Annotated in this window: 7 protein-coding genes and 2 pseudogenes; 6 read left to right on the top strand and 3 right to left on the bottom strand. The window is 66.1% G+C overall.

Annotated features, from left to right (window positions below):
* Positions 1-1,004: 1,004 nt before the first annotated feature.
* Positions 1,005-1,196 (top strand): annotated as a pseudogene (locus tag ACFLIM_RS49875) (IS5/IS1182 family transposase); the annotation flags it as partial.
* On the opposite strand, the gene ACFLIM_RS49880 reads toward ACFLIM_RS49875, so the two are convergent.
* Positions 1,197-1,622 carry a MarR family winged helix-turn-helix transcriptional regulator gene (locus tag ACFLIM_RS49880; RefSeq protein WP_393177910.1) on the bottom strand — a complete coding sequence of 142 codons (426 nt, stop codon included), beginning with the start codon at positions 1,620-1,622 and terminating at the stop codon, positions 1,197-1,199.
* Between the two features lie 82 nt (positions 1,623-1,704).
* Between ACFLIM_RS49880 and ACFLIM_RS49885 the strand changes: the two genes are divergently transcribed.
* From ACFLIM_RS49885 to ACFLIM_RS49900, 4 genes are read left to right on the top strand one after another with little or no spacing between them, the layout of a single operon-like run.
* Positions 1,705-2,322 (top strand): non-oxidative hydroxyarylic acid decarboxylases subunit B, encoded by a 618-nt coding sequence (locus tag ACFLIM_RS49885; protein WP_393177912.1) that lies wholly within the window; start codon positions 1,705-1,707, stop codon positions 2,320-2,322.
* Positions 2,312-3,736 (top strand): non-oxidative hydroxyarylic acid decarboxylases subunit C, encoded by a 1,425-nt coding sequence (locus tag ACFLIM_RS49890; RefSeq protein WP_393177914.1) that lies wholly within the window; start codon positions 2,312-2,314, stop codon positions 3,734-3,736. Before ACFLIM_RS49885 ends, ACFLIM_RS49890 begins: the two co-directional genes overlap by 11 nt.
* A gap of 29 nt (positions 3,737-3,765) precedes the next feature.
* A complete protein-coding gene (locus ACFLIM_RS49895) occupies positions 3,766-3,996 on the top strand; it encodes a non-oxidative hydroxyarylic acid decarboxylases subunit D (protein WP_393177916.1) in 231 nt (76 codons plus the stop codon).
* A complete protein-coding gene (locus ACFLIM_RS49900; RefSeq protein WP_393177918.1) occupies positions 3,993-5,507 on the top strand; it encodes a carboxylesterase/lipase family protein in 1,515 nt (504 codons plus the stop codon). Before ACFLIM_RS49895 ends, ACFLIM_RS49900 begins: the two co-directional genes overlap by 4 nt.
* An 8-nt stretch (positions 5,508-5,515) precedes the next feature.
* Here the strand turns inward: ACFLIM_RS49900 and ACFLIM_RS49905 are convergent, their stop codons facing one another.
* Together ACFLIM_RS49905 and ACFLIM_RS49910 are read right to left on the bottom strand one after the other, a co-directional pair.
* Complete coding sequence (locus tag ACFLIM_RS49905) at positions 5,516-5,911, bottom strand: hypothetical protein (protein WP_393177920.1); 396 nt, start codon at positions 5,909-5,911, stop codon at positions 5,516-5,518.
* 68 nt (positions 5,912-5,979) lie between these two features.
* Positions 5,980-6,375: a GNAT family N-acetyltransferase gene (locus tag ACFLIM_RS49910; protein WP_393177922.1), complete on the bottom strand. Its 396-nt coding sequence runs from the start codon at positions 6,373-6,375 to the stop codon at positions 5,980-5,982.
* 174 nt (positions 6,376-6,549) lie between these two features.
* Between ACFLIM_RS49910 and ACFLIM_RS49915 the strand changes: the two are divergent.
* Positions 6,550-6,918: pseudogene (locus ACFLIM_RS49915) on the top strand (helix-turn-helix domain-containing protein); the annotation flags it as partial.
* Between the last annotated feature and the right edge of the window lie 211 nt (positions 6,919-7,129).

A 7,129-nucleotide genomic window follows, 5' to 3' on the forward strand; every position in this document is an offset into this window, starting at 1 on the left:
CTTCATGACGGTCGGCTCCCTTCTGTGTGTGGCTCCGGCCCCCGCTGTCTCTAGCGTGAGCCGATCCACGGAAGCTATGAAGCGACTACGGACAGAACCGGAGCCGGCCGTTTCATGCTGACTTGACGATTGCTCGTACATCGAACCGAGGAACGACAAGCTCCCCTCCTGGCTCGACTTGACTGTGCCCGATGACCGGTTCGTAGCATCCAGCTTGCTTCTGCAATCAGCCCACCCCGGATCAGCTCTCTACGTCGCCACCAGCGATATCAACCTTCAGACGAAGCTTTCCGCGATCGGCCTGCCGTTCATCGAGCTGCCTTAACCCCGAACCGGCAGGGCATGACCGGCAACGCCGAGACCTACCGCTCCGCTCGGAGCCGGACTACAAGTCATTGAGGAGGAGTGCCGACACCCGCATCGCAGCACGCCTCAGAGACCGCCGCCCGCGGAAACGAAAAACGCGGTCAGTCGAAGACCTCGATGACCTGGACCTTAACCCGTCGGCCATTGCTGTGGGGGTATCACTCTAATTGACAGACCCTTTTGGCGGCGCCGCCCTTCGAACTGCTATCGGCTGATTGCGCTGCCGTCGTCGGCGACAACCCTGTAAGAGCGACGAGCGCGCCCGCGGCGACCGTGGCGGCCCCACCACGAAGGAGTGCGGATGCTCTCATGATTCTCCTTCTCGGTGATAGTTCTTCGAACGATCACCATTCGAGTAGACGTACTAGTTCGCCTACTTGAAGTAGCAACCTGAACTGGTTTAAGCGCAAGTCGACAGGTGAAAGTTCGTCCCTCGGGTGTTCCTGGAGACGAGTCCTATGGAGAAGACAGACGACGACTTCTTCCCGACCGTGCTCGCCCGAGTTCTCGGCCAAGGCCCGGAGATGAGGACGAAGTGATGCGGGGCCCGCACTCTACGGTGCAGGCCCCGTCGTATGTGTTCGCGTTAGTTGTCCGGGAGTTCCTCATTTTCTGGGACGTCTTCGTCGCGGACTTGGCCGGTGCGTGCCTGCCGAGGCACACCGCATGGCTCCGGCCTGGGCACACGCCGGTGGGTCATTGAGCAGACCATCGCACTGCCGCACTGATTCCGCCGTCTGCGCATCCGCTGGGAGATCCGCGACGACATCCATGAAGCATTCATGGCCCTCGCCGCCGCCATCATCCGCCGCCGACGCCTCACTCGCTGATCATGTGTCAGGAGTTCCAAGTCGGGACTCTGCCAGCAGGCACAGCAGTCGCGTGAGTTCCCGGCGGTCGTCCTCGTCGAGCTTCCTCAGGAAAGTCTCGCTGACGGCGTCCGCCCGGGGGCGTGCGGCGGCGTAGACCCGTCGGCCCTCAGCGGTGAGCGACACGAACCGGCGGCGCCTGTCGCGTGGTTCAGTCCGCCGCTCGACCAGCCCTTGGCCCTCGAGCCGGGAGAGCAGGTCGGCGAGCGTCGCCTTCGTGGAGGCGGCGGCCTCGACGAGCAGGCTCTGTTCGAGTTCGGCGGCCTCCGCCAGCGCGGCCAGCACGGCGTACTGCGGCTTGGTCAGCTCCGGCAGGGCGCGCTGCCAGCGGGCGCCGTGCTCCTGTATGACCAGGCGCATGACGTGGAAGGGGCGGTCGTCAAGCATGCGTCCTCCGGGTTGACCATTCGCATACGAACGACTAGCTTACCGCCCAGGAAATTGTTCGTACACGAACGATTGGAGCGGCATGCGACTCATCGTCGGACTGACCGGTGCGACCGGCGCACCTGTCGGTGTCGCGCTGCTGAGGGCTCTGCGAGAGCTGGACGGCGTCGAGACCCATCTGGTCGTTTCCCGGTGGGCCCGGACCACGATCGAGCTCGAAACGGGCCTGCGCGTGCGCGAGGTCGAGGCCCTCGCCGACCGGGTGCACGGGCCGGGAAACCAGGCCGCGTCCATCAGCTCCGGCTCGTTCCACACGGACGGGATGATCATCGCTCCGTGCAGTATGAAGACGCTGGCGGGCATCCGCGCGGGTTACGCCGACGGGCTGCTATGCCGCGCGGCCGACGTCGTCCTGAAGGAACGCCGGCCGCTCGTGCTTGTCCCCCGGGAAACGCCACTGAGTGAGATCCATCTGGAGAACATGCTCGCGCTGTCCCGGATGGGCGCACGGATCGTGCCGCCGATGCCGGCGTTCTACAACCACCCCGAGTCCGTCGCCGACATCGTGGACCACATCGTGACCCGCATCCTGGACCAGGTCGGGCTGCCCTCCTCCGGGGCACGGCGCTGGACCGGCATCACAGGAGCGCGTGACGGAGGCCCGCGCGTTCCACCAACAGGGAGTCTTAATGCCATTTGATGATCTGCGGTCCTTCCTGGCCGCGCTCGACGCGGCGGGGCAGCTGCTGCACATCACGGAAGAGGTGAAGGCGGAGCCCGACATCGCCGCCGCGGCGAACGCCATGGGCCGCGTCGGCGAAGGCACTCCCGCCCTCTATTTCGACAACGTCGAAGGCTTCACCGACGCGCGCATCGTCATGAACACGCTCGGCTCCTGGCCCAACCACGCCATCGCGATGGGCCTGCCGCCGAGCACCTCCACCCGCGAACAAGTCGACGAGTTCATCCGCCGGTGGGAGCGCTTCCCGGTCCCGCCGATACGCCGGGATGATCCGCCCTGGCGGGAGAACACCGTCGACGGCGCCGACATCAACGTGTTCGACCTGCTGCCCCTGTTCCGGCTCAACGACGGCGACGGCGGATTTTATCTCGACAAGGCCGCCGTGGTCAGCCGCGACCCCGACGACCCGGACCACTTCGGCAAGCAAAACGTCGGCATTTACCGGATCGAGGTCAAGGGCCCCCGTAAGCTCGCGATCCAACCCGTTCCGATGCATGACATCGCACTGCACCTCAGACGGGCCGAGGAACGCGGCGAGGACCTCCCGATCGCCATCACGATCGGCAACGATCCGATCATCACGCTGATGGCATCGGCCGCGCTACGTTACGACGAATCAGAGTACGAGATGGCCGGCGCTGTCCGCGAGAGCCCCTACCCCATCGCGGCGGCACTACTGACCGGCCTGGACGTACCGTGGGGGTCGGAAGTCGTTCTCGAAGGCGTTATCGAGGGCCGCAAGCGCGAGATCGAGGGCCCGTTCGGGGAATTCACCGGCCACTACTCCGGCGGCCGCAACCTGCCCGTCGTCCGGGTCGACAAGGTGTCGTTCCGCACCGCCCCCATCTTCGAGTCACTCTACCTCGGCATGCCGTGGACCGAACTCGACTACCTCATCGGACCAGCCACCTGTGTGCCGCTCTACCAGCAGCTCAAGGCTGACTTCCCCGAGGTCCGGGCGGTCAACGCAATGCATACCCACGGCCTACTGTTGATCATCTCCACCAGCAAGCGGTACGGCGGCTTCGCCAAGGCCGTTGGAGTACGGGCCATGACGACGCCACACGGCCTCGGATACGTGAAGATCGCGATCATGGTGGACGAGGACGTCGATCCCTTCAACCTGCCGCAGGTCATGTGGGCCCTCTCCACCAAGGTCAATCCGGCCGGTGACCTCGTCCAGCTGCCCAGCATGCCGGTGATGGGACTCGACCCCGGCGCCTCTCCGGCCGGCATCACCGACAAGCTCGTCATCGACGCCACCACACCGGTCGCGCCCGACACACGCGGCCACTACAGCCAGCAGGTCCGCGACCTCCCGGAAACCGCCGCGTGGACCGCCAAGATCACTGCGATGTTGAGCGCCCAGTGAGCACCGCGGCACCACAAAAGGAGAATGCCATGCACTGCCCACGCTGTGACCACGACGGCATCATCGTCGCGGCGACCAGCCCCGTCCCAGAGGTCTGGGAGGTGTTCCAATGCCGACAGTGCGCCTACATGTGGCGCTCGACGGAGCCACTGCGACGCACCTCCCGGGAGCACTACCCGGCCGAGTTTCAGCTGACGAAGGCGGACATCGACGCGGCGCCGGAGTCCCCCTCGATCCCGCTGCTGCGGAGCCGGTCATGAGCGGCCCCGAGGTCACGACCCCAGGCGGACGCGTCCGGGGTACGGTCGACGCCGGGGTGAACGTCTTCCTCGGCATCCCCTTCGCCAAACCACCGATCGGCGCGCTCCGGTTGGCCGCCCCCGAGCCCGTCGAACCGTGGCACGGCGTCCGACCCGCGGATTCGTTCGGACCGCCGCCCCCGCAGATCGTCCCCGCCATCGCGCAGCCCGCGCTGGGGCAGCCCCGGAACGACTCGGCCCGTGAGACCGATCCGGGGTGGCTGACCGTCAACATATGGACACCCGACCTCGGTGCGGCGCGACTGCCGGTCATGGTGTGGATCTATGGTGGCGCCTACCTGCAAGGCCACACCGCTGATCCGACCTACGACGGCGCCCGGCTGGCGCGAGAGGGCGGCGTGGTGGTCGTGACGCTGAACTATCGGGTGGGCGCGGAAGGTTTCGGGCTGTTCGCCGGCGCCCCCGCGAACCGGGGCCTGTTGGACCAGGTCGCCGCGCTCACCTGGGTGCACGACAACGTCGCGGCGTTCGGCGGGGATCCCGATCAGGTCACCGTCTTCGGTCAATCGGCTGGCGGAGGCTCCGTCGCCGCCCTGCTGGCCATGCCCCGGGCGGCGGGCCTGTTCCGCCGGGGGATCGTGCAAAGCATGCCCGGCAAGTTCTACACCCTGGACCTCGCCGAAGACCTCGGACGCGCGATCGCGGCCACCGCGGGCGTCCCGCCAACCGCCGCCGCGCTCGCCGATCTCCGTCCCGACGACCTCGTCGCCGCGACCACCCGGATTGAGGAACAGATCCGGAAAGATCCCGGGCGCTGGGGCGCGGAGGCCAACCGCCCGGTCAGCCCGGTCGTCGACGGTGACGTCGTACCACGGTCGCCGTGGGAGGCTCTGGCCGCCGGCCAGAGCCGCGACGTCACACTGATGGGCGGGCACACCCGCAACGAGTGGCGGACCCTGATGGCCATGGCCGGCCAGCTGCAGGGAATCGCCGACACGGCCGTCGACGCCGCCCTGCGGGCGCTGACCCCGGACGGTGGCAAGGCCTACCGGGCGGCCTTCCCGGAAGCTTCGCCGTGGCAACTCTACGAGATGCTCATGACCGACTGGTCATTCCGGGTCCCGATCCTGCAACTGCTGGACGCGCAGGTGACCGGCGGCGGCCGGGCGTTCGCCTACGAACTGGCCTGGACGGTGCCGGGACAGGGCGGAGTGATGGGCGCTCCGCACGGCTCCGACCTGCCGCTCGTCTTCGGCAACTTGACGAAGGGAGTGGCGACGCTCTTCCTCGACGGGGACGTGGACGAGGCAGAACGGCTCTCTGCACGGATGCGTGGTGCTTGGACGTCGTTCGCGGCCACCGGCAACCCCGGCTGGGACCCCTACGACACGACACGGCGTATCACCAAGGTCTTCGACACCGAGGACACTACTGGGCCCTATCCCGGCGAGGTGCATCGCCGGCTCTGGGCCGACCGCCCCTATCAGCCGGTGCCGCTACTGCGAAGGTGACGCGAGCTTCACCTCGGGCACGGCGGACATCTATCTCGGCGACCAAGTGGGCGCACGATCGGGTTGATCACTGTGGCCAGCTGGGCGAAGGTGGAGCCGATCCGCCGGTGCAGCCGCCATGAGCGGACTGCCCGGCTGATCTTGTTCAGGGCGTCCTTGCTGATCGCGGGCTGGAAGGACACGAACAACGCGCCGTTCTTGGCCCGCGCCGTACGCGGCCGGAATGTGAACCCCAGGAATGTGAACTCGGTGGTGTCGTAGTTCTGCCGCCGGTTCGCGTCCCTGCAGTACACGATCGTGGTCTTGGCCGGATGAAGCGTGAGCCCGACCTCTTCCATTCGTTCCTGCAGCGCCGCCAGGACGTGGCGGGCCTGCCGCTCGGTGACGCAGTGAGCCCATTTCATCCTGACGACACAGGTCGCAGGGCTGCCGCGGATCCCGGGCCGGAAAGCGACTGCCGTGTCATGCCTGCTTACAGAGCGATGAGGCCAGCGTGCGTCGGCTGAAACCCGCAGGCCCCGAAGTAGAAGTCCCTCAAGTCATCGTCGAAGTCGACGTGGAGCCATTCACACTTGGCTGCGCGAGCCTCTCTGACGGCGACGGCGATGAGTTCGGTCCCGACACCGTGCCGCCGGGCTCTTCCCGTCACGAGGGTGTCGAGAATGAAGGCATGGACGGCGCCGTCCCATGCCACGTTGACGAAGCCGACGAGTTCGCCGTCCTCCGTGGCGCAGACCCACCCGAGGCTGTGCTGGTTGACCTGAGCCCACCAGTCATCCCTCAGGGGCGCATGGCCGAAGCCCTCCGCGTGTAGTGCGTTGATCGCCGTATTGTCGAAGTGGCCTCGCCATTCGTATGCAATGCTCACGGAGCGACCGTAGGAAGAGACCCATGCCATCGGCAATGAGTTTTCAGTGATCCCGTCCCAACCTGATAGCGCAGGTCGCGGGCTCGTTACGGACCGCCGGACGTGGTGCCGGAATAGAGAAGCCTCTGGTAGAAGGGTTGTCGACCAAGATCAACCATCACACCAGAGGCTCGTGTGCTGTTCTATCGTGCTGCACTGCCGTTGTCACACCGAACCTTGAGCTACCTCGCCGGCGTGATCCGCCGTCACCGAGCCGCGATCAACTCGACTTGGCGCAGGCTCAACCCCGGCCGACAAGCCCTGCTTGTCTTGGTCTACCTGCGCAAAGGTGAGACGTTCGCCGAGCTCGCTGCAGGGTTCGACATCGGTACGGCCACTGCCTGGCGCTACGTTCGCGAGACCGTCGCCCTGCTCGCCCAACGCTCACCCACCCTCGATCAGGCGCTGCGGACGGCCAAACGCGCCAGATACGCCTTCGTCGTGCTGGACGGCACGCTCATTCCCATCGATCGCGTGGCCGCCGACCGGCCGTACTACTCCGGTTATCCCGACGTCGGGGTTATGCCGATGCGATCTCTGTTTCCGCTGGTCTCATGCGGACAGACGTGAACTTGTCCGGGATAAGTCGGGGGTATCACTCTAAGTGTGGAAACGATCACTATGGGTAGATGAGTCAAGGTAGATCATCTTAACGCTTCGGGGGGAGCGTCCATCATGTCGAACACACGGGGATCATCGGCTCTGACCACCACTT

The organism is Nonomuraea marmarensis (assembly GCF_043197025.1).
GTDB lineage: Bacteria > Actinomycetota > Actinomycetes > Streptosporangiales > Streptosporangiaceae > Nonomuraea > Nonomuraea marmarensis.